The 308-nt window shown below is 56.5% G+C and carries 1 protein-coding gene; it reads right to left on the bottom strand.

The annotated features are described in order from the left end of the window. The coding region (locus tag ADK28_RS16005) for a sigma 54-interacting transcriptional regulator (RefSeq protein WP_048796076.1) at positions 1 to 308 on the bottom strand (308 nt) is incomplete at both ends.

Here is a 308-nt window from a genome sequence, read left to right on the forward strand (position 1 = left end):
CAGGCGACCTCTGTCATGTTACGCAACTCACGGACATTGCCCGGAAACGTATAGCCGAGCAGACATCTGAGTGATGCCAGGCTGATGCCTCCGGGATGTTTATCATCGCGCTCGCTGAAAGCGGCAATAAAATGGCGGCATAACAGCGGAATATCTTCAGGACGTTCACGAAGGGGCGGCACAACCAGCTCGCTCTGGCAAAGGCGGTGGTACAGATCCTGGCGAAAATGCCCGTCGGTAACGCGCTGCCTGAGCGCATGATGCGTGGCAGCCACCACCCGAAAATCGGAATACTGCTCCTTATCACC

The organism is Serratia sp. 506_PEND, from assembly GCF_001076875.1.
In the GTDB taxonomy this organism is placed as follows: domain Bacteria; phylum Pseudomonadota; class Gammaproteobacteria; order Enterobacterales; family Enterobacteriaceae; genus Serratia; species Serratia marcescens.